Source organism: Streptomyces asoensis (genome assembly GCF_013085465.1).
In the GTDB taxonomy this organism is placed as follows: domain Bacteria; phylum Actinomycetota; class Actinomycetes; order Streptomycetales; family Streptomycetaceae; genus Streptomyces; species Streptomyces cacaoi_A.
This window is the reverse complement of sequence record NZ_CP049838.1, coordinates 2,287,147-2,312,137: the sequence shown is the minus strand read 5'-3', so window position 1 is coordinate 2,312,137 and position 24,991 is coordinate 2,287,147. Positions and strand designations below refer to the sequence as shown.

General features: G+C 69.2%; 20 protein-coding genes. 14 read left to right on the top strand and 6 right to left on the bottom strand.

All coding sequences use genetic code 11. The features are described from left to right. Positions 1-61: 61 nt before the first annotated feature. Positions 62-856, bottom strand: a complete 795-nt coding sequence (locus tag G9272_RS10285; RefSeq protein WP_171396261.1) for an MIP/aquaporin family protein — start codon at positions 854-856, stop codon at positions 62-64. A 349-nt stretch (positions 857-1,205) separates the two neighbouring features. Then, positions 1,206-1,970 (bottom strand): IclR family transcriptional regulator, encoded by a 765-nt coding sequence (locus G9272_RS10280; RefSeq protein WP_171396260.1) that lies wholly within the window; start codon positions 1,968-1,970, stop codon positions 1,206-1,208. A gap of 385 nt (positions 1,971-2,355) precedes the next feature. On the opposite strand from G9272_RS10280, the gene metH reads away from it, so the two are divergent. The 4 genes from metH (at position 2,356) to G9272_RS10260 (ending at position 10,422) form a co-directional block, all read left to right on the top strand. After that, positions 2,356-5,874, top strand: a complete 3,519-nt coding sequence (gene metH / locus G9272_RS10275; RefSeq protein ID WP_171396259.1) for a methionine synthase — start codon at positions 2,356-2,358, stop codon at positions 5,872-5,874. 112 nt (positions 5,875-5,986) lie between these two features. Further along, positions 5,987-6,685: an HAD family hydrolase gene (locus tag G9272_RS10270; protein WP_171396258.1), complete on the top strand. Its 699-nt coding sequence runs from the start codon at positions 5,987-5,989 to the stop codon at positions 6,683-6,685. Positions 6,686-7,163: 478 nt separating this feature from the next. Beyond that, complete coding sequence (locus G9272_RS10265) at positions 7,164-8,771, top strand: ABC transporter substrate-binding protein (RefSeq protein ID WP_171396257.1); 1,608 nt, start codon at positions 7,164-7,166, stop codon at positions 8,769-8,771. A gap of 67 nt (positions 8,772-8,838) precedes the next feature. Continuing rightward, complete coding sequence (locus G9272_RS10260) at positions 8,839-10,422, top strand: ABC transporter substrate-binding protein (RefSeq protein WP_171396256.1); 1,584 nt, start codon at positions 8,839-8,841, stop codon at positions 10,420-10,422. A 92-nt stretch (positions 10,423-10,514) separates the two neighbouring features. Here G9272_RS10260 and G9272_RS10255 read toward each other — a convergent pair whose 3' ends face one another. Both G9272_RS10255 and G9272_RS10250 read right to left on the bottom strand, forming a co-directional pair. Next, positions 10,515-11,186, bottom strand: coding sequence for a response regulator (locus tag G9272_RS10255; RefSeq protein ID WP_020128315.1), 672 nt, complete (start codon positions 11,184-11,186; stop codon positions 10,515-10,517). Between the two features lie 14 nt (positions 11,187-11,200). Beyond that, positions 11,201-12,217, bottom strand: a complete 1,017-nt coding sequence (locus tag G9272_RS10250) for a RecB family exonuclease (protein WP_171396255.1) — start codon at positions 12,215-12,217, stop codon at positions 11,201-11,203. A 187-nt stretch (positions 12,218-12,404) separates the two neighbouring features. Here G9272_RS10250 and G9272_RS10245 point away from each other — a divergent pair, with 187 nt between their 5' ends. From G9272_RS10245 to G9272_RS10235, 3 genes are all read left to right on the top strand, one after another. Next, entirely contained in the window at positions 12,405-13,958 is a 1,554-nt protein-coding gene (locus G9272_RS10245; RefSeq protein WP_171396254.1) for a site-2 protease family protein, read from the top strand. Positions 13,959-14,010: 52 nt separating this feature from the next. Continuing rightward, on the top strand, positions 14,011-14,913 hold the full coding sequence (locus tag G9272_RS10240) for a tRNA (adenine-N1)-methyltransferase (protein WP_046261810.1): 903 nt from the start codon (positions 14,011-14,013) through the stop codon (positions 14,911-14,913). A gap of 285 nt (positions 14,914-15,198) precedes the next feature. Further along, positions 15,199-15,777: a hypothetical protein gene (locus G9272_RS10235; RefSeq protein WP_171396253.1), complete on the top strand. Its 579-nt coding sequence runs from the start codon at positions 15,199-15,201 to the stop codon at positions 15,775-15,777. A 57-nt stretch (positions 15,778-15,834) separates the two neighbouring features. Here G9272_RS10235 and G9272_RS10230 read toward each other — a convergent pair whose 3' ends face one another. After that, positions 15,835-16,140, bottom strand: a complete 306-nt coding sequence (locus G9272_RS10230) for a ferredoxin (RefSeq protein WP_171396252.1) — start codon at positions 16,138-16,140, stop codon at positions 15,835-15,837. Between the two features lie 243 nt (positions 16,141-16,383). Here G9272_RS10230 and arc point away from each other — a divergent pair, with 243 nt between their 5' ends. From arc to prcA, 6 genes are all read left to right on the top strand, one after another. After that, the gene (arc, locus tag G9272_RS10225; RefSeq protein WP_020665692.1) at positions 16,384-18,150 is read left to right on the top strand and encodes a proteasome ATPase; all 1,767 of its coding nucleotides are present in this window, start codon (positions 16,384-16,386) and stop codon (positions 18,148-18,150) included. A 233-nt stretch (positions 18,151-18,383) separates the two neighbouring features. Then, entirely contained in the window at positions 18,384-19,895 is a 1,512-nt protein-coding gene (gene dop / locus G9272_RS10220; RefSeq protein ID WP_171396251.1) for a depupylase/deamidase Dop, read from the top strand. A gap of 188 nt (positions 19,896-20,083) precedes the next feature. After that, the gene (locus tag G9272_RS10215; protein ID WP_020128324.1) at positions 20,084-20,302 is read left to right on the top strand and encodes a ubiquitin-like protein Pup; all 219 of its coding nucleotides are present in this window, start codon (positions 20,084-20,086) and stop codon (positions 20,300-20,302) included. 47 nt (positions 20,303-20,349) lie between these two features. Beyond that, positions 20,350-20,928 carry an endonuclease VII domain-containing protein gene (locus G9272_RS10210; protein WP_171401935.1) on the top strand — a complete coding sequence of 193 codons (579 nt, stop codon included), beginning with the start codon at positions 20,350-20,352 and terminating at the stop codon, positions 20,926-20,928. Further along, on the top strand, positions 20,880-21,725 hold the full coding sequence (gene prcB, locus G9272_RS10205; RefSeq protein WP_171396250.1) for a proteasome subunit beta: 846 nt from the start codon (positions 20,880-20,882) through the stop codon (positions 21,723-21,725). Before G9272_RS10210 ends, prcB begins: the two co-directional genes overlap by 49 nt. A gap of 60 nt (positions 21,726-21,785) precedes the next feature. Then, positions 21,786-22,523, top strand: a complete 738-nt coding sequence (prcA, locus tag G9272_RS10200) for a proteasome subunit alpha (protein WP_171396249.1) — start codon at positions 21,786-21,788, stop codon at positions 22,521-22,523. Between the two features lie 62 nt (positions 22,524-22,585). Here prcA and G9272_RS10195 read toward each other — a convergent pair whose 3' ends face one another. Beyond that, positions 22,586-23,602 (bottom strand): LacI family DNA-binding transcriptional regulator, encoded by a 1,017-nt coding sequence (locus G9272_RS10195; protein ID WP_171396248.1) that lies wholly within the window; start codon positions 23,600-23,602, stop codon positions 22,586-22,588. Between the two features lie 120 nt (positions 23,603-23,722). Here G9272_RS10195 and G9272_RS10190 point away from each other — a divergent pair, with 120 nt between their 5' ends. Continuing rightward, positions 23,723-24,982: an MFS transporter gene (locus G9272_RS10190; RefSeq protein ID WP_171396247.1), complete on the top strand. Its 1,260-nt coding sequence runs from the start codon at positions 23,723-23,725 to the stop codon at positions 24,980-24,982. Positions 24,983-24,991 lie beyond the last annotated feature (9 nt).

The window sequence follows — 24,991 nt, the reverse complement described above, 5'->3', positions numbered from 1 at the left end:
GGTTCCGTGGTGAGGGGGCTGTCTGTACGGCGCTGATCACTACGCGGTGTGGCTGGTGCTCTTAAGCAAAAGCGACGTTGTAGATACCCGCAGCGATCGCGCCGCCGATCAGCGGACCGACCACCGGGATCCAGGCGTAGCTCCAGTCGGAGCCGCCCTTGTTGGGCAGGGGCAGGAGAGCGTGCACGATGCGCGGACCGAGGTCACGGGCCGGGTTGATCGCGTAACCGGTCGGGCCACCGAGGGACAGACCGATCGAGACGACCACCAGCGCGGTGATCAGCGCGCCCAGGTTGCCGAGGCCGTTGCCCTTGTCGTTCAGGCCCTGCGTGAGCACGGCGAGGACGAGCACGATGGTGCCGATGATCTCCGTGGCGAGGTTCTGCCAGACGACCCGGATCTCCGGGCCGGTGGAGAAGACGCCCAGGACCGGGCCGGCGCCCTGTTCCCGCGCCTCGACCGACTTGGCCTTCGCGGTCTCCGCCTCCGGCTCGCCGACGATCTCCTTGTCGGTGAGGTGCGCGTGGAACTGGCCGTAGTAGGCGACCCAGACCAGGGTGGCGCCGATGGCGGCACCGAGCAGCTGCCCGGCCCAGTAGACCGGAACGTTGCTCCAGTCGTCGTCCTTGATCGCGAGTGCGAGCGTGACCGCCGGGTTGAGATGGGCGCCCGACAGGGGCGCCGAGGTGTAGACAGCCGTCAGAACGGCGAAACCCCACCCGAAGGTGATGGCGAGCCAGCCGGCGTTACGGGCCTTGGAGGCCTTCAGCGTGACGGCGGCGCAGACGCCACCGCCGAGCAGGATGAGTATGGCGGTACCGATGGTCTCGCCGATGAAGATGTCGGAGCTGGACACCCGCGACTCCTTTGTCCTTCGTCCAGGGAAGCCGAACCCCGGGTCCCACCGGGGGTTCGAGCGCCCTCGGGGGTGAGAGCGATGCCGGCCTTTGGCGTTGTCACACTCTAGCGCGTATTGCCGTTAGGTGTTCGACAATGTCGACCGGTGGACGGGAGTCTTGCCGCGGCGTTACGTGTGCGTCAAGAGTGTTGTTATCGAAAGTGCGATCGTTATTGATCGCTGCGAGTTATCGATCTTCGCGCCGGTGCGCATACTCTCGCCCTTTTTGCCCAGTTCGAGCTGATATTTCGGCGTATGACAAAGGCCGGAACGTCGTAGGACGTCCCGGCCTGCTCTTGTGTACTTCTCAGAAGCGCCCGGCGCCCAGGTCGCGCGAGACCGCGCGGGCGCAGTCCCGTACCGCGGCGATCAGCTCGGGGCGCACCTCGCCGTCCCGGCCCAGCCGCTCCACCGCGCCGGTGATGCCGACCGCGCCCACGGGCATGCGCCGCCGGTCGTGGATGGGCGCGGCGATGGAGGCGACGCCCTCCCAGGTCTCCTCGACGTCGGCCGCGTATCCCCGCGCGCGGGTGAGGTCGAGCATCCGCTCGAAGGCCTCCGGCTCGCAGACCGTACGGTCCGTGAACGGCTTGCGCTCGGCCTCCAGGACCTCGCTGTGCGCGACCGGGTCGTAGGCCGACAGCACCTTGCCCAGGGCCGTGGAGTGCAGCGGCTGCATCGCCCCGATCTCCAGCACCTGCCGGCTGTCGTCGGGCCGGAAGACGTGGTGCACGATCAGCACGCCCTGCTGGTGCAGCACCCCCAGGTGCACGCTCTCGCCGCTGGACCGGGCCAGGTCGTCCGTCCATACCAGGGCACGCGCGCGTAGCTCGTGCACGTCCAGGTAGGTGGTGCCCAGGCGCAGCAGCTCCGCACCCAGCTGATACCGCCCGGAGGCGTCGTCCTGCTCGACGAAGCCCTCCTGCTGGAGGGTGCGCAGGATGCCGTGGGCGGTGCCCTTGGCCAGGCCCGTGGACGAGGCGATGTCCGACAGGCCCAGCCGCCGCTCGCCGCCGGCGAGCAGCCGCAGCATCGCGGCCGCACGTTCGACCGACTGGATGTTCCGTGCCATCGCCGTCCTGCCTCCGTCCCCTGGACCGTCCACGCACGGCATCTACTGCCGTCGTTCGGCAATGTCGAACACTACCGGTCCATGCCGACCTCTCGCTAATGTTCGGTCGATACGTGTTACACCGCGCGTCTCCACGGAGTGACACGGCCGTCGCCCGCTCGTGCTCCGGTCGTGCTCCGGTCGTGGTCCGGTCGTGCTCCGGTCGTGCCCGGCTCGTGGCCGCCCTGTGAAAGGCCGCGACGCCCGTCCGTCCCGTGGACGCCCCTGACCATAAGGCCTCCGTCCCGGCTACCCTGACGGCGTGCGCTCGTCTCGGGAAGCCTTTCTGCCCGCATCCTTGAGGTGACGCAAAGCCGACAGCCGTCGCATCTGAGGGAGCCCTTTCATGGCCTCTGTGCCGCCGACCCCTTCCGCCGACAGCCGGACCCGTGTGTCCGCGCTCCGAGAGGCCCTGGCCACCCGTGTGGTGGTGGCCGACGGAGCCATGGGCACCATGCTCCAGGCCCAGGAGCCCACCCTCGAGGACTTCGAGAACCTCGAGGGCTGCAACGAGATCCTCAACGTCACCCGGCCGGACATCGTCCGCTCCGTGCACGAGGAGTACTTCGACGCGGGCGTGGACTGCGTCGAGACCAACACGTTCGGCGCAAACCACTCGGCCATGGCCGAGTACGACATCTCCGAGCGGGTGTTCGAGCTGTCCGAGGCGGGCGCACGCATCGCCCGTGAGACCGCCGACGCCTTCGCCGGACGCGACGGACGCACCCGCTGGGTGCTGGGCTCGATCGGCCCCGGCACCAAGCTGCCCACCCTCGGCCACATCGCCTACGGCACCCTGCGCGACGGCTTCCAGGCCAACGCGGAGGGCCTGCTGGCCGGTGGCGCGGACGCCCTGATCGTGGAGACCACGCAGGACCTGCTCCAGACCAAGTCCTCCATCCTCGGCGCCCGGCGCGCCATGGAGGCGACCGGCGTCGAGGTGCCCCTGCTGGTCTCGATGGCGTTCGAGACGACCGGCACCATGCTGCTCGGCTCGGAGATCGGCGCGGCCCTGACCGCCCTCGAGCCCCTCGGCATCGACATGATCGGCCTGAACTGCTCGACGGGCCCGGCCGAGATGAGCGAGCACCTGCGCTATCTGGCCCGCCACTCCCGCACCCCGCTGCTGTGCATGCCCAACGCCGGTCTGCCGATCCTCACCAAGGACGGCGCGCACTTCCCGCTCGACGCCGAGGGCCTGGCCGACGCCCAGGACACCTTCGTACGCGACTACGGGCTGAACCTGGTCGGCGGCTGCTGCGGTACGACACCCGAGCATCTGCGGCAGCTCGTGGAGCGGGTCCGGGGGGCCTCGCCCGCCGAGCGGCAGCCGCGGCCCGAGCCCGGCGCCGCCTCGCTCTACCAGACCGTCCCGTTCCGCCAGGACACCGCCTACATGGCGATCGGTGAGCGCACCAACGCCAACGGCTCGAAGAAGTTCCGCGAGGCCATGCTGGAGGGCCGCTGGGACGACTGCGTGGAGATGGCCCGGGACCAGATCCGGGAGGGCGCGCACATGCTCGACCTGTGCGTCGACTACGTGGGCCGCGACGGCGTCGCCGACATGGACGAGCTGGCCGGCCGCTTCGCCACCGCCTCCACGCTGCCGATCGTCCTGGACTCCACCGAGGTCCCGGTCATCCGGGCGGGCCTGGAGCGGCTCGGCGGCCGCGCGGTCATCAACTCCGTGAACTACGAGGACGGCGACGGTCCGGAGTCCCGCTTCGCCAAGGTCACCGAGCTGGCCCGGGAGCACGGCGCCGCGCTGATCGCGCTGACCATCGACGAGGAGGGCCAGGCCCGTACCGTCGAGACGAAGGTCGCCATCGCCGAGCGGCTCATCGACGACCTGACGACGAACTGGGGCATCCAGGAGTCGGACATCCTCATCGACACCCTGACCTTCACCATCTGCACCGGCCAGGAGGAGTCCCGCAAGGACGGCATCGCCACCATCGGGGCGATCCGCGAACTCAAGCGCCGCCGCCCCGACGTACAGACCACGCTGGGCCTGTCGAACATCTCCTTCGGCCTGAACCCGGCCGCGCGCATCCTGCTCAACTCGGTCTTCCTCGACGAGTGTGTGAAGGCGGGCCTGGACTCGGCGATCGTCCACGCGTCGAAGATCCTGCCCATCGCCCGCTTCAGCGAGGAAGAGGTCAACACCGCCCTCGACCTGATCCACGACCGCCGCGCGGAGGGCTACGACCCGCTCCAGAAGCTGATGGCGCTGTTCGAGGGCGCCACCACCAAGTCCCTCAAGGCCGGCAAGGCCGAGGAACTGGCCGCGCTGCCGCTGGACGAGCGCCTCAAGCGCCGGATCATCGACGGCGAGAAGAACGGCCTGGACACCGACCTCGCCGAGGCCCTCCAGACCCGCCCCGCCCTCGACATCGTCAACGAGACGCTCCTGGACGGCATGAAGGTGGTCGGCGAACTGTTCGGTTCCGGCCAGATGCAGCTGCCGTTCGTGCTCCAGTCCGCCGAGGTCATGAAGACCGCGGTGGCCTACCTCGAACCGCACATGGAGAAGTCGGACGCCGAGGGCAAGGGCACCATCGTGCTGGCCACCGTGCGCGGCGACGTCCACGACATCGGCAAGAACCTCGTCGACATCATCCTGTCCAACAACGGCTACAACGTCGTCAACCTCGGCATCAAGCAGCCCGTCTCCGCGATCCTGGACGCCGCCCAGGAGCACCGGGCCGACGTCATCGGCATGTCGGGCCTGCTGGTCAAGTCCACGGTGATCATGAAGGAGAACCTGGAGGAGCTGAACCAGCGCAAGATGGCCGCGGACTACCCGGTCATCCTCGGTGGCGCCGCCCTGACCAGGGCCTACGTCGAGCAGGACCTGCACGAGATCTACCAGGGCGAGGTCCGCTACGCCCGTGACGCCTTCGAGGGCCTGCGCCTGATGGACGCCCTGATCGGCGTCAAGCGCGGGGTGCCCGGGGCCCAGCTGCCGGAGCTGAAGCAGCGCCGGGTCCGCCCGAGCGCCGCCGCCGTCGAGGCCGAGGAACGCCCGGAGGAGGGCCACGTCCGTTCCGACGTAGCCACCGACAACCCCGTCCCGAAGCCGCCGTTCGAGGGCTCCCGCGTCATCAAGGGCATCCAGCTCAAGGAGTACGCCTCCTGGCTCGACGAAGGCGCCCTCTTCAAGGGCCAGTGGGGCCTGAAGCAGGCCCGCACCGGGGACGGACCGAGCTACGAGGAACTCGTCGAGACCGAGGGCCGGCCCCGGCTGCGCGGCCTGCTGGACAAGCTCCAGACCGACAACCTCCTCGAGGCGGCCGTCGTCTACGGCTACTTCCCCTGTGTGTCCAAGGACGACGACCTGATCATCCTGGACGAGCAGGGCAACGAGCGCACCCGCTTCACCTTCCCGCGCCAGCGCCGCGGCCGCCGTCTGTGCCTGGCCGACTTCTTCCGCCCGGAGGAGACGGGGGAGACGGACGTCGTGGGCCTCCAGATCGTCACCGTCGGCAACCGCATCGGCGAGGAGACCGCCAAGCTCTTCGAGTCCAACTCCTACCGTGACTACCTCGAACTGCACGGCCTGTCCGTGCAGCTGGCCGAGGCCCTCGCCGAGTACTGGCACGCGCGCGTGCGTTCCGAACTCGGCTTCGCCGGTGAGGACCCGGCCGACGTCGAGGACATGTTCGCCCTGAAGTACCGCGGCGCCCGCTTCTCCCTCGGCTACGGCGCCTGCCCCGACCTGGAGGACCGCGCCAAGATCGCCGAGCTGCTCCAGCCCGAGCGGATCGGCGTCCACCTGTCGGAGGAGTTCCAGCTCCACCCCGAGCAGTCCACGGACGCCATCGTCATCCACCACCCCGAGGCGAAGTACTTCAACGCACGGTGACGCGGACGTGCCACTGAGCACACTGATCGGATAAGCCGTACACTGGTCGGTCCACCGAAGGCCGGTTCCCCCAGCGGGAACCGGCCTGCTCGTCCCTCAAGGAGGTATGTGGATGACCAGTACGGTTCCCGCGCCAGTAACCCGTACGGCCGAGGGCTCCGCCCTGGAGGCCGTGCTGCTCGACATGGACGGCACCCTGGTGGACACCGAGGGCTTCTGGTGGGACGTCGAGGTCGAGATCTTCGCCGGCCTGGGTCACACCCTCGACGACTCCTGGCGCCATGTCGTGGTCGGTGGCCCGATGAGCCGCAGCGCCGGGTTCCTGATCGAGGCGACCGGGGCCGGCATCGACCTCGCCGCACTCACCGTCCTGCTCAACGAGGGGTTCGAGGACCGCATCACCCGCGCCCTGCCCCTGATGCCGGGCGCCGCCCGGCTCCTTGCCGAGCTGGCCGAGCACGAGGTGCCCACGGCCCTCGTCTCCGCCTCCCACCGGCGCATCATCGACCGCGTCCTCACCTCGCTCGGCGCCGAGCACTTCCGTCTGAGCGTGGCCGGCGACGAGGTCCCGCGGACCAAGCCGTACCCCGACCCCTATCTGTTCGCGGCCGCCGGACTCGGCGTGGACCCGACGAGATGCGCCGTCATCGAGGACACCGCGACGGGGGTCGCCTCGGCCGAGGCGGCGGGCTGTCACGTGGTCGCGGTGCCCTCCGTGGCGCCGATCGCGCCGTCCCGCGGACGCACCGTCGTCCCCTCGCTGGAACAGGTCGACCTGGCATTTCTGCGCGACCTGATGCCGCTCCGATGATCGGCACCGCGATCATTGGTGATCGGCCGATGACGGAAATGCGATAGGCGTTCACCCAGCGTGCACCGCCGATAACAAGGAATTCGGCGGGTGTGCGCGCGGTGGAATTCCGATCTTCGGCAAGGCTCCGGCGGCGGCCGAATTCCACCGCATCGGAACCCCGTACGGCGTGTGACGTTCCCCACCCGTCCGGGGGTCGACAGCTGACTCTCCGTGTGCATTACGGCCTGATGGAGAGGGCTTCGGCGCGTCCTTGTGTCCCGATTGATGGGCGGCTGTACGAATCCTTCCGCTGACGGTTGTTCAGTGCGTTCGCAGCCGGTTTCACAGCGTGATGGAGTTTCAACTCCGGTGACCGCGAACCGTCGTGCTGGTGCGGACTAATCTCATCGCGAGAACCTCGCCCTAACCCCGTGATCCGCCGCGACACCCCTGCATGCCGGGTACACGGACTCGACAGCTCTGGAGAAACTCGAGCATGAACCGCAAGACTTTGGTGCTGCCGGCCGTGGTCAGTCTGCTCGCGCCCGTACTCGCCGCCTGCGGCGGGTCCGACGGCGGTAGCGGCAGTGGGGACGCCATCGTCATGGGCACCACCGACCGGTTCACCGTCACCAAGGACGCCCCGGCGCCGTTCGACCCGGCGTACTCCTATGACGTCGGCACCTGGAACATCCTGCGCCAGACCGTGCAGACCCTGATGATCCAGCCCAAGGGCGAGGGCGAACCCGTCCCGGAGGCGGCCCAGAGCTGCGGCTTCACCGACACCGGCAACGAGCGCTACGCGTGCAAGCTGCGCAGCGGCCTCAAGTTCGCGGACGGCGACGCGGTCACCGCCGAGGACGTCAAGTTCTCCATCGAGCGCGCCCGCACCATCAAGGCCGACTCCGGCGTGTTCGCCCTGCTGTCCACGATCGACACCATCGAGACGCAGGGTGACAACGAAGTCATCTTCCATCTCAAGACCGCCGACGCCACTTTCCCCTTCAAGTTGTCGACTCCGGTCGCCGGCATCGTCAACCCCGACGACTACGAGAAGGACAAGCTGCGCGACGGCTTCTCGGTCGACGGCTCCGGCCCCTACACCCTCAAGGCCGAGACCGACGGCGACGAGATGACCAAGGCCGTGTTCACCAAGAACCCCAATTACAAGGGGACGCTGGACGTGAACAACGACCAGGTCGACATGGTCTCCTACGAGGACGCCGACGCCATGGGCACCGCCCTCGAAAAGGGCGACATCGACCTGATGACCCGCACCATGTCGCCGGAGCAGATCCAGAAGCTCTCCGACGCCGCCGCGACCGGGGACATCGACCTCGTCGAGCTGAACGGCCTCGAGATCCGCTACCTGGCCTTCGACACCACCGACCCGGCGGTCAAGGCCAAGGCCGTGCGTCAGGCGATGGCCCAGGTCGTCAACCGCAGCGCGCTCGTCTCCGAGGTGTACGGCTCCCAGGCCGAGCCCCTCTACTCGCTGGTCCCGGCCACCCTCACGGGCCACTCCAACTCGTTCTTCAACACCTACGGCGACCCGAGCGTCGCGAAGGCCAAGTCCCTCCTGGCCGACGCGGACGTCACCGCCCCGGTGAAGCTGACGCTGAACTACACGACCGACCACTACGGCCCGGCCACCAAGCAGGAGTTCGAGGTGCTTCAGAAGCAGCTCAACGACAGCGGCCTGTTCGACGTCACCATCAAGGGCTCCCCCTGGGACACGTTCGTCCCGGCCGAGCGCAAGGGCGAGTACGCCGTCTACGGCATGGGCTGGTTCCCCGACTTCCCCGACGCCGACAACTTCGTCGCCCCGTTCCTGGACAAGGACAACTTCCTCAAGTCCCCGTACTCCAACACGGACATCATCGACAACCTGATCCCGGCCTCCCGCCGCGAGGCCGACCGCCTCAGCGCCGCGAAGAGCCTGACGGAGATCCAGGACATCGTCGCCAGGGACGTTCCGGTCCTGCCGCTGTGGCAGGGCAAGCAGTACGTGGCCGCGAACAACGACGTCACCGGCACGGCCTACGTGCTGAACTCCTCCGCGACCCTTCAGCTGTGGGAGCTCGGTCGCGGTGTGAGCAACTGACGCACCCCCCCTTCCGGGGCCCGGGACGGCGGCCCCGGTGTGCAGAGAACCGACGACAAGGCATTTTGTGAACATGCGTAACCAGTGGCCAGTCCTGCCGATCGTGGCGGGACTGGCCTCCGGCCTGTTGACCGGCTGCGGCACCCAGAGCGGCGGCTCCGGGGGTGACGCCTCCTCCGTGGTCCTGGGGATGTCCGACGACGTTCTGGCCACGGACCCCGCCTCCGGCTACGACCCGGGCTCCTGGCTGTTGTTCAACAACGTCTTCCAGTCGCTGCTGAGCTTCCCCAAGGGCGGCACGGAACCCGAGCCGGACGCGGCCCGGGAATGCTCCTTCACGGACACGCGGACCCAGGTCTACACGTGCACGCTGAAGGACGGACTGGAGTTCAGCAACGGCGACGCGCTCACCTCCGAGGACGTCAAGTTCTCCTTCGACCGCATGCTGAAGATCGACGACGAGGCCGGCCCGGCCATCATGTTCCCCATGCTCGACAAGGTCGAGACACCCGACGCCAAGACGGTCGTCTTCCGCCTCAAGGTCCCCGACGCCACCTTCCCGAGCAAGATCGCCTCGGGCGCCGGCTCCATCGTCGACCACAAGGAGTACGACGCCGACGGCCTGCGCGAGGACGGCGCCGCCGTCGGCTCCGGCCCCTACAAGCTGGACTCCTTCGGCGACGACGAGGCCGTCTTCTCCGTCAACGACAGCTACCGGGGCAGCGCCGGCGAGGCCAACAACACCGGCGTCACCCTGAAGTTCTTCGGCGGCGACCAGAAGGCCCTCAAGCAGGCCCTCCTCGCGAACGAGATCGACATCGCCTACCGGGGCCTCACCGCCGCCGACGTCTCCGACATCCAGCAGAGCACCGCCGACGGGGGCGCCGAGGTCGTCGAGGGCAGCAGCGCCGAGGTCCAGCACCTCGTCTTCAACATGGACGACCCGGTCGCCGGAAAGCTCGGTGTCCGCCAGGCCATCGCCCACCTGGTCGACCGCGAAGCCCTGATCAAGGACGTCTACGAGGGCACCGCCGACCCCCTCTACTCGATCATCCCGGCCGGCATCGCGGGCCACAACACCGCCTTCTTCGACCGCTACGGCGCCCGTCCCTCCCGGGCCGCGGCGGCCGCCGCGCTCGCCGACGAGGGCATCACCGACAAGGTGAAGCTCACCCTCTGGTCCACCCCGACCCGCTACGGCCCGGCCACCGACCAGGAACTGAAGGCGATCGCGGCCCAGCTGAACGCCAGCGGCCTGTTCGACGCCGACGTCCGCTCCGTCGCCTACGGCCAGTACGAGAAGGACGTCGCCGCCGGCAAGTACGGCGTCTACGTCAAGGGCTGGGTGCCCGACTACCCGGACGCCGACAACTTCACCTCGCCCTTCTTCGGCAAGGGCAATGTGCTGAGCAACAACTACGCCGACACCGCCATCACCGGCACGCTCATCCCGCGCACCGCCGCGCAGAGCGACCGCACGGCCACCGACGCGGACTACGCCGAACTTCAGAACATCGTCGCCGAGCAGGTGCCCGTCCTGCCCCTCTGGCAGGCCAAGCAGTACGCGGTCGTCGGCGAGAACGTCTACGGCCTGGAGAACTGCCTGGACGCCTCCACGGTGTTCCGCTTCTGGGAGCTCAGCAAGAGCTGACGACCCGACAGCCACACGCAGGAAGGCGCCCCCTGACCAGGGGGCGCCTTCTTCTGCTGCCAGTTCTTCCGGTTCTTCCAACTCGTTCGGCGCTACTGCGCGCCGGGACGCACCAGACCGCTCTCGTACGCGTACACCGCGGCCTGCACCCGGTCGCGCAACCCCAGTTTGTTCAGCACGTGACCCACGTGCGTCTTCACGGTGGTCTCGCTGACGAAGAGGTCGGCGGCGATCTCGGCGTTCGACAGCCCGCGCGCCACCAGCTTCAGCACTTCCACCTCACGGTCGGTGAGCGTGTGCAGCGTGTCCGGCACCGGCTCGTCGCCGGAGGGCAGATGCGTGGCGTACTTGTCGAGCAGCCGACGCGTGATGCTCGGCGCCAGCATGGCCTCACCCGAGGCCACCACCCGGATCGCCTGGACCAGTTCATTGGCGGGCGCGTCCTTCAGCAGGAACCCGCTCGCCCCGGCCCGCAGCGCCTCCACCACGTACTCGTCGAGGTCGAAGGTGGTCAGCACCAGCACCTTCGCCGGCCCGTCCCGCCCCGGCCCGGTGATCTGCCGGGTCGCCTCCACCCCGTCCATCCGCGGCATGCGGATGTCCATCAGCACCACATCGGGCTGCAACGCCCGCACCTGGTCGAGAGCCTGGAGGCCGTCTCCGGCCTCGCCGACGACCGCGAGATCCTGCTCGGCCTCCAGGATCATCCGGAAGCCGGTACGCAGCAGCGGCTGGTCATCGACCAGTAGGACGCGGATGGCCACGTATGTCTCCTTCTTTAGCCCGGCCCCATTCTGCCCTGAGCCCCGCCCTCGGATTCCGCCGCCCTCACCGGCAGCGTCACGGGAAGCGGATACGGCGGGGGAGTGCCGCCGAACTCCGGGCAGTGCGCCTGGTGGTCGCACCAGCCGCACAGCTTGGTGGGCCGGGGCCGCCACTCACCCGTCTCCGTCGCCAGCCGGATGGCTTCCCACAGTGCGAGCAACTTGCGCTCGACCCGCTCCAGATCGGCCAGGACCGGGTCGTACGTCAGCACGTCACCACTGCCCAGGTACACGAGCTGAAGCCGCCGGGGGACGACGTTCTTCAGCCGCCACACGACCAGGGCGTAGAACTTCATCTGGAACAGCGCGCCCTCGGCGTACTCCGGCCGGGGCGCCTTGCCGGTCTTGTAGTCGACGATCCGCACCTCGCCGGTGGGCGCGACATCGACCCGGTCGATGATCCCGCGCAGCCGCAGCCCCGACTCCAGCTCCGCCTCGACGAACAGCTCCCGCTCGGCGGGCTCCAGCCGTGTCGGATCCTCCAGCGTGAACCAGCGCTCGACCAGCCGCTCCGCCTCCACCAGCCAGCCGGCCAGCCGCTCGCCCTCCGGATCGTCGGCGAACAGCTCCACGACCTCCGGCCGGGTCTCCCGCAGCCGGTCCCACTGGCCCGGGATCAGCGACTTGGCCCGCGGCGCGGTCCGCTCGGCAGCCGGCGCGTCGAAGAGCCGCTCGAGGACCGCGTGCACCAGCGTGCCCTTCGTGGCCGCCGGGCTGGGCTTCTCAGGCAGCCGGTCGATCACCCGGAACCGGTACAGCAGCGGGCACTGCATGAAGTCACCGGCCCGCGAGGGCGAGAGCGAGGCGGGCGCCTTGGCGGCGACGGCCGTCGCCACCGCCTCGGGCACGACCGCCCCTGGGACGACCGGCTCCGGGGCGACCGCCTCCGGGGCGCTCGCCTCCGTGTGCGCCGGATCCTCCACGACACCGCCGTCGTCCACCCGGGCGACGTCCTCGCTGCTGCTCTCCATGACCCCAGACCTTACGGCCCACCACTGACAGTCACCCAGCCCGCGCACCCCGGCTCGTCCCGAACACCGGCGACGACCGGGGAAACACGGGGGGTGCCGGGGCGGAACACGTCACGACCGCCGCATACCATCGGTCCGAGACCCTTCCGCCCTGCACGAGCGGGAGACGCATCGACGAGGGGACACCGTGGTGGAAAGCGGCGGGACCGGGCGACCGCGGCCGGACAACGAACAGTCGGCCGAGCACCCCGCGACACCTGCGTCTCCGGCCACCGACCTCGCGCAGACCCCGGACCCCGGCACCCCCGGCCCGGCCACGCCCGACACGGAACCCGCGCCGACCACGTCCGAGGCCCCGACGCCGAGCGAAGCCGCTCCCGCCGAGGGCGGTGACGCTCCACAGGGTCCCTCGGCACCCGGCGACGACGACCACAGCGCGGCCGGTGCGAACGGGGACGGCAAGAGCGAAACCGGGACCCGGTCCGAGGCCGGTGCCGGCACCGGGGCGGGCACCGGGGCCGGGCAACCGGCACCTCCCGCCCCCGCCCCGACCCTCCCCAAGGGCCCCCCGCCCCAGCGCCCCCCGGAGCAGCCGCGCGGCGGCCTCCTCATGGGCCGCCCCTTCGGCGTCCCCGTCTACGTCGCGCCCAGCTGGTTCCTCGTCGCCGCCCTCATCACCTGGGTCTTCGGCAACCAGCTCGACCGCGTGCTGCCCGAACTCGGCGCCATCCGCTACCTCGTCTCCCTCTTCTTCGCGGTCGCCTTCTACGCCTCCGTACTCATCCACGAACTCGCCCACACCATCGCCGCCCTCCGCTTCAAGCTCCCGGTCCGCCGCATCCAGCTCCAGTTCTTCGGCGGCGTCTCCGAGATCGAGAAGGAGGCCGAGACCCCCGGCCGGGAGTTCTGGCTCGCCTTCGTCGGCCCGCTGCTCTCCCTCGTCCTCGCCGGCGTCTTCTACCTCGCCATGCAGCCCGTGGAGCCCGGCACCGTCCCGGGCGTCCTGCTGGCCGGCCTGATGATCTCCAACCTCATCGTGGCGATCTTCAACCTCCTGCCCGGCCTCCCGCTCGACGGCGGCCGCATGCTCCGCGCCGTCGTCTGGAAGCTCACCGGCAAGCCCATGAACGGCACCATCGCCGCCGCCTGGGTCGGCCGCGCCCTCGCGGTCTCCGTCCTCATCGGCCTGCCCCTGCTCACCCAGTCCGGCGCCCTCGGCTCCAGCGCCGAGGACAGCGTCGGCATGGACACCGTCACCGACGCCCTCCTCGCGGCCATCCTCGCCGCGATCATCTGGACCGGCGCCGGCAACAGCCTGCGCATGGCCCGCCTGCGCGAACACCTCCCCGAACTGCGCGCCCGCACCCTCACCCGGCGTGCCGTCCCCGTCGAGACCCACACCCCCCTCTCCGAGGCCCTGCGCCGCGCCAACGACGCCGGCGCCCGCGCACTCGTCGTCGTCGACGCCCACGGCGAACCCCTCTCCCTCGTCCGCGAGGCCGCCATCGTCGGGGTGCCCGAACACCGCCGCCCCTGGGTCGCCGTCAGCGGCCTCGCCCAGGACCTCACCGACGGCATGCGCGTCTCCGCCGAGCTGGCCGGCGAGGACCTCCTCGACGTCCTGCGCGCCACGCCCGCCACCGAGTACCTCGTGGTCGAGGAGACCGGCGAGATCTTCGGTGTCCTGTCCGCGGCCGACGTCGAGCGCGCCTTCGTCAAGGCCATGGCCAGGCCGTCCTAGCCGGGCCGTCCCCGTGGTCGGCGGCCCCGGCAAACCCCGGTAGGCTGTTCACATGTCCGAACCGACCGGTGCCGCCCGCAGGCGCGGGCCCTTCAAGGTCGGGGACCAGGTTCAGCTGACCGACCCCAAGGGCCGCCACTACACGTTCACGCTCGAGGCCGGGAAGAACTTCCACACCCACAAGGGTTCCTTCCCCCACGACGAACTGATCGGTGCTCCCGAGGGCAGCGTTGTCCGCACCACCGGGAACGTCGCCTACCTCGCGCTGCGCCCCCTGCTCCCCGACTACGTCCTGTCCATGCCCCGCGGGGCTGCCGTCGTCTACCCGAAGGACGCGGGGCAGATCCTCGCCTTCGCCGACATCTTCCCCGGCGCCCGCGTCGTCGAAGCCGGCGTCGGCTCCGGCTCGCTCAGCAGCTTCCTGCTGCGCGCCATCGGCGACCAGGGCATGCTGCACAGCTACGAGCGCCGCGAGGACTTCGCCGAGATCGCCCAGCAGAACGTGGAGCGCTACTTCGGCGGCCCGCACCCCGCCTGGCAGCTCACCGTCGGCGACCTCCAGGACAACCTGTCCGACACGGACGTCGACCGCGTCATCCTCGACATGCTCGCCCCCTGGGAGTGCCTGGAGGCCGTCTCCAAGGCGCTCGTGCCCGGCGGCATCCTGTGCTGCTACGTGGCCACCACCACCCAGCTCGCCCGCACCGTCGAGTCCATCCGCGAGATCGGTTCCTTCAACGAGCCGACCTCCTGGGAGTCGATGATCCGCAACTGGCACGTGGAGGGCCTGGCGGTCCGCCCGGACCACCGGATGATCGGCCACACCGGCTTCCTGCTCACCGCCCGTCGCCTCGCCGACGGCGTCGAGCCGCCGATGCGCCGCCGCCGCCCCGCCAAGGGTGCCTACGGCGAGGACTACACCGGCCCCAACGCCGACGGAGGCAGCGGCCGCTGACGCCGCCCCAGCACAGCGTTCAACGACAAGGCGCCGTGACCGAGTTCCCGGACCGACCCGGAACTCGGCCGCGGCGCCTTGTCGTTGGCGTCGACCGGACACCTGCCCGGCACCGGTCCGGCACCGCTCGGACAGTGGTCGGCACGGCTGGGCATCGAAGGGTGGCACGTGCGATATCCACGTCCGATATCCCGTACCCCGCCGTTCCCCCACCCTGTGACGTGTGGCACGATGCTGGCCAATCCCCCACCCCCACCGGCACAGCCACCACAGGAGACACTGCCAGTGCAGCAATCCGCCCTCCCGGAACTGGCACACACCCACACCCGGCCGATCCACTGGGTGGCGACCGCCGCCGCTCTCGCCGGCGTCGTCGCCCTCTCCTCACTTCTCCAGCCCAAACCCGCGACAGCCGCCCAGGCGGCCGGCCCGGAGGCCAAGCCGGCCCCCGTCACCACCGCGGCCCCCGCCACCACCGGTGTCGACTTCCCCCTCGAATGCGGCCCCGTGCAGGCCCTCGTGGTCAAGAAGGCCAGCGGCGACCTCGACGGCGACGGAGCCCCGGAAACCGTCGCCGTGGTCCACTGCGACGCCCCCATGGGAACCCCGCCCGACGGCGTCTACGTCCTCACCCAGGGCGCGGACGGCACGCACGCGCGCGTGGTCGCGACCCTCGTCGACCCCAAGGCCCGCAACACCGTCACGAGCCTCTCCGTCACCGACGGCGCCGTCCTCGCCACGCTCCTCGGCTACTCCACGGCCGACGTACCCAGTTGCTGCCCCGACGTGAAGGACAGCGCCAAGTGGCAGTGGAAGGACGACAGGTTCATCCGCTCGACTCCCGCGGGCGCCCACAGCGTCTGATCCGGGCCATCGGTCCTGTGAGAAATCAGACAGGCGTCACAGTCCGCGTGCGAAAGCTCACTCCGCGTCCGGACCGTAGATCTCGACGCTGTCCGAAACGCGTCGCACATGAATGCAGTCGCCCGGACACTCCCGTGCCGAGTCCACCACGTCCGTCAACAGCGGCAACGGCACCGGGGTCGTGGCGCCCTTGGCCTGGAGCAGTTCGTCGTCGGCGCTCTTGACATAGGCCAGGCCGTCGATGTCCAGCTCGAACACCTCGGGCGCGTACTGGGCGCAGATCCCGTCGCCGGTACAGAGATCCTGGTCGATCCAGACCTCCAGCTCCTCGCTGCCGACACCGGTCTCCTGCTGCACGCCCATATCTCCTGCCGTTTACTGTCGAGCCGCAAGGGAACGATGCAGGCTCTGACGGGTGTTGAACACTTCGACCCTACCCTCGGCGGCTTCCGGACCGTGTTCGGTGGGTATTCCCCTGGCGTGAGGGAGAGCGCAAGGGTGAAGATCGGACACACCCCGACAGTCTTTGTGATCTAGGGGTTTCAATCGACACCCGCCCAGGTAGGGTCTGGAAGCGTCCAGCTCCCCTTGGAGGAGGTGAGGACCGTGGCAGCCCACGACGACGACATGAACCGCGGCATCCGCCCGGGACGAGGGTCCGACGACCCGTCCGGGCAGATTGCCTATCTTGAGCAGGAGATCGCCGTCCTGCGACGCAAGCTCGCCGACTCTCCGCGGCACACGAGGATTCTCGAAGAGCGGATCGTCGAGCTACAGACAAACCTGGCCGGCGTGTCCGCCCAGAACGAGCGACTCGCGAACACACTCCGTGAGGCCCGCGACCAGATCGTGGCCCTCAAGGAAGAAGTCGACCGGCTCGCCCAGCCGCCGGCCGGCTTCGGTGTCTTCCTCACGGCGAACGAGGACGGCACGGCCGACATCTTCACCGGAGGCCGCAAACTCCGGGTGAACGTCAGCCCGAGCGTCGAGCTCGAAGAGCTCCGACGCGGCCAGGAAGTGATGCTCAACGAAGCGCTCAACGTGGTCGAGGCCATGGAGTACGAGAGCGTCGGCGACATCGTCACCCTCAAGGAGATCCTCGAGGACGGCGTGCGCGCCCTCGTGCAGGGGCACACCGACGAGGAACGAGTGGTCCGGCTCGCCGAGCCGCTCCTCGACGTCGTCATCCGTCCCGGCGACGCCCTCCTGCTCGAGCCCCGCTCCGGGTATGTCTACGAGGTCGTTCCCAAGAGCGAGGTCGAGGAACTCGTCCTCGAAGAGGTCCCCGACATCGGCTACGAGCAGATCGGTGGCCTCGGCGGACAGATCGAGATGATCCGCGACGCCGTCGAGCTCCCGTACCTCTACCCCGACCTCTTCAAGGAGCACGAGCTGCGCCCGCCCAAGGGCGTCCTGCTCTACGGACCTCCCGGATGCGGCAAGACGCTCATCGCCAAGGCCGTCGCCAACTCGCTGGCCAAGAAGGTCGCCGAGGTCACCGGTCAGGCCACCGGCAAGAGCTTCTTCCTCAACATCAAGGGTCCCGAGCTCCTCAACAAGTACGTCGGCGAGACCGAGCGGCAGATCCGCCTCGTCTTCCAGCGTGCGAGGGAGAAGGCCTCCGAGGGCACCCCCGTCATCGTCTTCTTCGACGAGATGGAGTCCCTCTTCCGCACCCGCGGCTCCGGCGTGAGCTCGGACGTGGAGAACACCATCGTCCCGCAGCTCCTCGCCGAGATCGACGGCGTCGAGGGCCTTCAGAACGTGGTCGTCATCGGCGCCTCCAACCGTGAGGACATGATCGACCCCGCGATCCTGCGCCCCGGCCGCCTCGACGTGAAGATCAAGATCGAGCGTCCGGACGCCGAAGCGGCCAAGGACATCTTCCAGAAGTACCTCACCGAACGCCTTCCCCTGCATGCCGAGGACGTGGGCGAACACGGCGGCGACAGGACCACCACCGTCCAGAGCATGATCCAGACGGCCGTGGAACACATGTACGCCGAATCCGAGGAAAACCGCTTCCTGGAAGTCACCTACGCCAACGGCGACAAGGAAGTCCTCTACTTCAAGGACTTCAACTCCGGCGCGATGATCGAGAACATCGTCGGCCGTGCCAAGAAAATGGCCATCAAGGACTTCCTCGACCACAACCAGAAGGGCCTTCGGGTCTCCCACCTCCTCCAGGCCTGCGTGGACGAGTTCAAGGAGAACGAGGACCTGCCGAACACCACCAACCCCGACGACTGGGCTCGGATCTCCGGAAAGAAGGGCGAACGGATCGTTTACATCCGTACCCTCATCACCGGAAAGCAGGGCGCGGACACCGGACGCTCCATCGACACGGTGGCGAACACCGGACAGTACCTGTAAGAACAGGGCGGCTGCGGGTGCCCACCACGGGTACCCGCAGCCGACTGCTTTTCGGGCCACGGCTGGAGCAAGGCAATGACGCAAATGATCTCCCCACCAGCGCGGAGGCGTTCTAGGCTCTTCCGTACCGCCGGGTCGCGCAGTGCGGGGACGGGCACCGCACACGCGCCGGAGCACCACCGGTATCTGAGCGGCGCCCACGACCGAGGGTGCCGCCGGGCAAGGAGGGCCGCATGACCGTACGGCGAGTAATGGGCATCGAGACGGAGTACGGCATCTCCGTCCCCGGCCACCCCAACGCCAATGCCATGCTCACCTCGTCCCAGATCGTCAACGCCTACGCGGCGGCGATGCACAGGGCCCGCCGGGCCCGCTGGGACTTCGAGGAGGAGAACCCGCTGCGGGACGCGCGTGGTTTCGACCTCGCGCGCGAGGTCGCCGACTCCAGCCAGCTCACCGACGAGGACATCGGCCTCGCCAACGTCATCCTCACCAACGGCGCACGCCTCTACGTCGACCACGCGCACCCCGAGTACAGCGCGCCCGAGGTCACCAATCCCCGCGACGCCGTCCTCTGGGACAAGGCCGGCGAGCGGATCATGGCCGAGGCCGCCGAGCGTGCCGCCGCACTGCCCGGCGCGCAGCCCATCCACCTCTACAAGAACAACACCGACAACAAGGGCGCCTCCTACGGCACGCACGAGAACTACCTGATGAAGCGGGAGACCGCCTTCTCGGACATCGTGCGCCACCTGACGCCCTTCTTCGTCTCGCGCCAGGTGGTCACCGGCGCCGGCCGCGTCGGAATCGGCCAGGACGGCCACGAGCACGGCTTCCAGCTCAGCCAGCGCGCCGACTACTTCGAGGTCGAGGTCGGCCTGGAGACGACGCTGAAGCGCCCGATCATCAACACGCGCGACGAGCCGCACGCCGACGCGGAGAAGTACCGCCGCCTCCATGTGATCATCGGCGACGCGAACCTCTCCGAGATCTCGACCTATCTGAAACTGGGCACGACGGCCCTGGTCCTGTCGATGATCGAGGACGGCTTCATCGCGGTGGACCTGGCGGTCGACCAGCCGGTCCGGACCCTCCACCAGGTCTCCCACGACCCCACCCTGAAGCGACTGGTCACCCTGCGCAGTGGCCGCACGCTCACCGCGGTCCAGTTGCAGATGGAGTACTTCGAGCTGTCGCGCAAGTACGTGGAGGAGCGCTACGGCTCGGACGCCGACGACCAGACGAAGGACGTCCTCGCACGCTGGGAGGACACCCTGAACCGCCTGGAGAACGACCCGATGAGCCTCGCCGGCGAACTGGACTGGGTCGCCAAGCGGGAGCTCATGGAGGGCTACCGGCGCCGTGACAGCCTCGACTGGGACGCCGCCCGCCTCCACCTCGTCGACCTCCAGTACGCCGACGTACGGGCCGACAAGGGCCTCTACAACCGTCTCGCGGCCCGTGGCCGCATGAAGCGCCTGCTGGACGAGACCGAGGTCGAGCGGGCGATCACGAAGCCCCCGGAGGACACCCGCGCGTACTTCCGCGGCCGCTGCCTGGAGCAGTACGCCGACGACGTCGCCGCCGCCTCCTGGGACTCGGTGATCTTCGATCTGCCGGGTCGGGATTCGCTCCAGCGCGTCCCAACCCTCGAACCCCTTCGCGGAACGCGAAATCACGTCAAGGCGCTCCTGGACCGCTGTCGCACGGCAGAAGACCTGGTCAAGGTGCTCTCGGGCGGCTGAACGACCACCCGGACGCAACCTCTCCGACGGGGTGGAAACCCTCCCGTCAGGGAATCATCGAGGTGGCCCCCGTACGTTGTGGCAACTGCGGGGCCGATGTCGGACCCGGCTTGTAGGGTCTGATCATCACCGATCGGCAGGAATGCCGACCTGTCGACCATGTCGGGCGAAAGAGCGGGGTGAGGGTTATGGCGACCAAGGACACCGGCGGCGGCCAGCAGAAGGCGACGCGCTCCACGGAGGAGGTCGAGGAGCAGGCGCCCGAGGCGCAGGCTTCGGAGGACCTCAAGGAGCGCCAGGAGAAGCTGAGCGACGACGTGGACTCGGTTCTTGACGAGATTGACGATGTCCTCGAGGAGAACGCCGAGGACTTCGTTCGAAGTTTCGTTCAGAAGGGTGGCGAATAGCCTTTGAATTGAAGGCTACGGGGGATCTGAACTTGGCAAGCGAAGAGATGGTGAAGAGCTGCTCGCGGTGCAGGGAGTCGAAGCCACGGGCGGCCTTCGCCAGTAACAGGGCGGCGAAGGACGGGTTGCAGGCCTACTGCCGGGAGTGTTGGGCGGCATATCACCAGGCTCACCAACTCGCGAAGGGCCGGAACGTGCGGCCGCGGGTGGAGACGCCCGAGGGGCACAAGTTCTGCCGCAGCTGTGAGGAGATCAAGCCGCACAGCGAGTGGCACCGCAACGCGACAGCGTCCGACGGCCTTGCGACCTGCTGCAAGGCATGCAAAGCAGTCAAGGGGCGCCGTGGACACCTGAAGCGCCAGTACGGCATGACGGAAGCCGAACGTGACGCCATGGTGGCCGCCCAGAGGGGCCTCTGCGTGATCTGCCTGAAAGCTCCTGCCGCGCATGTGGATCACTGCCACGAGACGGGTAGGGTCCGTGGCGTACTGTGCTTCAACTGCAATTCGGCCATCGGCAAGTTGGGAGACGATCCCGACGCTGTTCGTCGGGCAGCCGCTTACCTGGAAGGAACTCCATGGAAGCCAACACTCGTAGCACCGGGCGTCTACCGGCTGCCTTCCTGACGCCCGGGTCCTCGTCCTTCATGGACTTTCTCTCCGATCACCAGCCGGAGCTGCTGCCCGGCAAGCGGCAGCTGCCCCCGACGCAGGGTGTGATCGAGGCCCCGCACGGCACGACGATCGTCGCCGTGACGTTCCCCGGTGGTGTCGTGCTCGCCGGTGACCGTCGCGCCACGATGGGCAACGTCATCGCGCAGCGGGACATCGAGAAGGTCTTCCCGGCTGACGAGTACTCGGCTGTCGGAATCGCCGGTACCGCCGGTCTGGCCGTCGAGATGGTGAAGCTGTTCCAGCTCGAGCTGGAGCACTTCGAGAAGGTCGAGGGGGCGCAGCTCTCGCTCGAGGGCAAGGCCAACCGGCTGTCGACCATGATCCGTTCCAACCTGGGCATGGCCATGCAGGGTCTGGCGGTCGTGCCCCTCTTCGCCGGGTTCGACGTGGACCGGGACCGGGGTCGGATCTTCTCCTACGACGTCACGGGCGGCCGCTCCGAGGAGCACAACTTCGCCGCCACCGGCTCCGGCTCGATCTTCGCGCGCGGGGCGATGAAGAAGCTCTTCCGCAACGACCTGTCCGAGGAAGAGGCCACGACTCTCGTGGTCCAGGCCCTCTACGACGCGGCGGACGACGACTCGGCGACCGGTGGTCCCGATGTCGCGCGCCGGATCTACCCCATCGTCACCGTGATCACCGAGGACGGCTTCCGCCGGCTGACCGACGAGGAGTCGTCGGAGATCGCCCGTTCGATCCTGGCGCGTCGCCTGGAGCAGCCGGACGGCCCGCGCGCCGCTCTGCTGTAGCGGTTGCCCGTTCTCATCCCAGGTGATCCAGTGACTTCGACAGAAAGGGACGGATAACCGGTGTCGACTCCGTTCTATGTCTCACCCCAGCAGGCGATGGCCGACCGCGCCGAGTACGCCCGCAAGGGCATCGCGCGCGGCCGCAGCCTCGTTGTGATCCAGTACGCCGACGGCATCGTGTTCGTCGGTGAGAACCCGTCCCGCGCGCTGCACAAGTTCAGCGAGATCTACGACCGGATCGGCTTCGCGGCCGCCGGCAAGTACAACGAGTACGAGAACCTGCGGATCGGTGGCGTCCGGTACGCCGATCTCCGTGGCTACACCTATGACCGTGACGACGTCACCGCCCGCGGTCTGGCCAACGTGTACGCCCAGACGCTGGGCACGATCTTCTCCTCGGCGGGCGAGAAGCCCTACGAGGTGGAGCTGGTGGTGGCCGAGGTCGGCGCCACGCCGGACGGCGACCAGATCTACCGCTTGCCGCACGACGGTTCGATCGTGGACGAGCACGGTTCGGTGGCGGTCGGTGGCAACGCCGAGCAGATCAGCACTTACCTGGACCAGCGTCACCAGGAGGGCATGAGTCTGGCCGAGGCGCTGAAGCTGGCCGTACAGGCCCTGTCGCGCGACACCAACGGTACGGAGCGGGAGATTCCCGCCGAGCGCCTGGAGGTGGCCGTGCTGGACCGCACGCGGCCGCAGTCGCGCAAGTTCAAGCGGATCGTGGGCCGTCAGCTGGGCCGGTTGCTGGAGACGGACGGCGCGGCCACGGAGGCGGAGAGCTCCGAGGAGGAGTAACGCCGCCCGCGTTTCACCCCTTGTGCGCCCCGGTCGATGATTCGGCCGGGGCGCAGGGCGTCTCAGGAGGCGTTCGGCGGCGCCGTGGAGGCCCGTACGACCAGTTCGACGGGGATGTCCCCGCCGTCCGGCGTGCGGCCCTCCAGGACGGCAAGGAGGGCCCGCATGCCTCGTTCGCCGAACAGCTCGGCGTCCAGTCGTACGGTCGTCAGCTCGGGGTCGAGGGCGGTGGCCAGGGCGAGATCGTCCAGGCCGGTGACGGACACGTCGTCGGGGACGCGCAGGCCGAGGCGCCGTAGGGCCTTGTAGACGCCGGCCGCGAGTTTGTCGTCGTCGCAGACGACGGCGGTGGGGCGGGGTCCCGGAGCGCTCAGCGCCGCCTCCGCGGCGGCCAGGGCGCCGTCGATGGAAATCGGGGCGGGGGCGGTGCGCAGCGAGGTCCCCGCAGCCGCGCCGACCCGAGCGGCGAGCTCACGCGCGCGTACCTCGAAGGTCCAGGACGGGATGTCGGCCGCGAGGTGCAGGAAGTGGCGGTGGCCGAGGCCCAGCAGATGGTCGGCGACCTGGCGGACGCCGTCGGCGATGTCGAGGTTGACGGTGGCGGCGCCGAGGCTTCCGGAGGGGTCGCTGTCCAGCATCACCAGGGGGAGCTGGTCGCCGCGGATGGCGGTCAGCGCGTCGGCGGCCATGGAGGAGGCCAGGACGCCGTCGAGGGCGGCCTGGGCGGAGGCGAAGGGGTCGCGGGCGGGGCCGACGCCCTCGGGGGAGGGGTAGAGGACGACTCCGAAGCCGTGCTCGGCCGCCACGCGCGCCGCCCCGGTGTAGACGCCGGCGAAGAACTCCGTCGTGAGCGCCGGGACGACGAGCAGGACCGTGCGGGTGCGGCCGAGGCGCAGGTTGCGGGCGGCGAGGTTGGGCCGGTAGCCGAGTTCGCGGGCCGCCTCGCGTACGCGTTCCGCGGTGGTCTCGGAGACGCGGCCGCGCCACTTGTCGCCGAGTACGAGGGAGACGGCGGCCTGGGAGACCCCCGCGGCCTGGGCGACGTCACGGCTCGTCGGGCGCGTGCTACCTCGTGCCACCGTGGGCCTGCTCCTTCGTCTGGACTGGCGAACAGCGCACATGGTACGTATGACGAGAGACGTTATACGTAAAACCTCGAGGTGGCTCCCCGCCTCGGGCCGGCTGACGGAGGCGGGACATTGGCCGCGGGATACCTCGAGATCCTCCGGGCGAAGCACGCCGCCCGGCTGCTGACCGGCACGCTCGTCGGACGGCTGCCCAACGCCACGGCCGCCATCGCGATCGTGCTGTTCGTGCGGGCGGAGGGCGGCACGTACAGCCTCGCGGGCGCGCTGGCCGCCGTGTACGGCGTCGCCAACGCCGTCGGGCAGCCGTTGCTGGGACGGCTGGTCGACGTGCACGGGCAGCCGCGGGTCCAGTTGCCCGCGGCGCTCGTCTCGGCCCTCGCGATGTCGGTCTTCGCCTTCGTGGGCACGGACCCGCTGCCGCTCGCGTACCTGGCGGTGGCGGCCGCCGGACTCTTCACGCCGCCCCTGGAGGGCGGTCTGCGGGCGCTGTGGCCGGCGGTGCTGCGCCGCGAGGACCAGGTGCACACGGCGTACGCGATGGACGCCGTGGCGCAGGAGGTGATGTTCACCGTCGGGCCGCTGCTGGTGACCCTGTGCGTGTCGGTGTGGTCGGCGCAGGGGGCCCTGTTGGTGCTGAACGCGGTCGGGGTGCTGGGCGCGCTGTCGGTGGTCGTGTCGCCGCCCTCGCGCGCGTGGCGCTCGGCCCCGCGTGAGGCGCACTGGCTGGGCGCGCTGCGGTCGCCCGGTCTGCTGGCGCTCCTCGGCGCGTTCCTGTTCATCGGTGTCGCGCTCGGTTCCATCACGGTGGCGTCCGTGCCGTACGCGGACGACCACGGCGGTGACGCGGTGTACGGCTGGCTGATGGCGGCGCTGGGGCTCGGCGCGCTGCTCGGTGGCGTGGTGTACGGGGCGCGGCAGTGGGCGGGGACGCCGGAGCGGCGACTGCGGGGGCTGGTGGCGCTTCTGGCGGTGTGTTACCTGCCCTTGACGCTGATGCCGGGTGCGGTGGCCATGGTGGCTCTGACGGCGCTCGCGGGCGTGTTCCTGGCGCCTGCCATCGCGTGCGCGTTCGTCATCGTGGACCGGCACGCGCCGCGCGGGACGGTGACGGAGGCGTTCTCCTGGCTGGTGACGACGTTCACGGTCGGCGCGTCGGTGGGAACGGGCCTGGCGGGTCCGGTCGTAGAGGCCGGCGGCGCGCTGTGGGGCTTCACGGTGCCGGCCGTCGCGGGTGCCGTATCGCTGGTGGTTTTGCTGGCCACAGGGCGGGTACTTGCAGTTCCCGCCGGAAGTGGGGTGGTTGCGGCTTCATCGGAAAATGATCCAAACCGTGCTGCCGAACCCCGTTTCAGTTCAGGGGATCGGGCGTAATGTTCACTC

Excerpts from the sequence above, each read along its gene's own strand:
- G9272_RS10270 (WP_171396258.1), top strand. The coding sequence starts at position 5,987 with ATGACCAGTACGGTTCCCGCGCCAGTAACCCGTACGGCCGAGGGCTCC.
- metH (WP_171396259.1), top strand. The coding sequence starts at position 2,356 with ATGGCCTCTGTGCCGCCGACCCCTTCCGCCGACAGCCGGACCCGTGTG.
- prcB (WP_171396250.1), top strand. The coding sequence starts at position 20,880 with ATGGAAGCCAACACTCGTAGCACCGGGCGTCTACCGGCTGCCTTCCTG.
- G9272_RS10250 (WP_171396255.1), bottom strand. The coding sequence starts at position 12,217 with ATGGAGAGCAGCAGCGAGGACGTCGCCCGGGTGGACGACGGCGGTGTC.
- G9272_RS10210 (WP_171401935.1), top strand. The coding sequence starts at position 20,350 with ATGGTGAAGAGCTGCTCGCGGTGCAGGGAGTCGAAGCCACGGGCGGCC.
- G9272_RS10280 (WP_171396260.1), bottom strand. The coding sequence starts at position 1,970 with ATGGCACGGAACATCCAGTCGGTCGAACGTGCGGCCGCGATGCTGCGG.
- G9272_RS10265 (WP_171396257.1), top strand. The coding sequence starts at position 7,164 with ATGAACCGCAAGACTTTGGTGCTGCCGGCCGTGGTCAGTCTGCTCGCG.
- G9272_RS10230 (WP_171396252.1), bottom strand. The coding sequence starts at position 16,140 with ATGGGCGTGCAGCAGGAGACCGGTGTCGGCAGCGAGGAGCTGGAGGTC.
- G9272_RS10215 (WP_020128324.1), top strand. The coding sequence starts at position 20,084 with ATGGCGACCAAGGACACCGGCGGCGGCCAGCAGAAGGCGACGCGCTCC.
- dop (WP_171396251.1), top strand. The coding sequence starts at position 18,384 with ATGACCGTACGGCGAGTAATGGGCATCGAGACGGAGTACGGCATCTCC.
- G9272_RS10240 (WP_046261810.1), top strand. The coding sequence starts at position 14,011 with ATGTCCGAACCGACCGGTGCCGCCCGCAGGCGCGGGCCCTTCAAGGTC.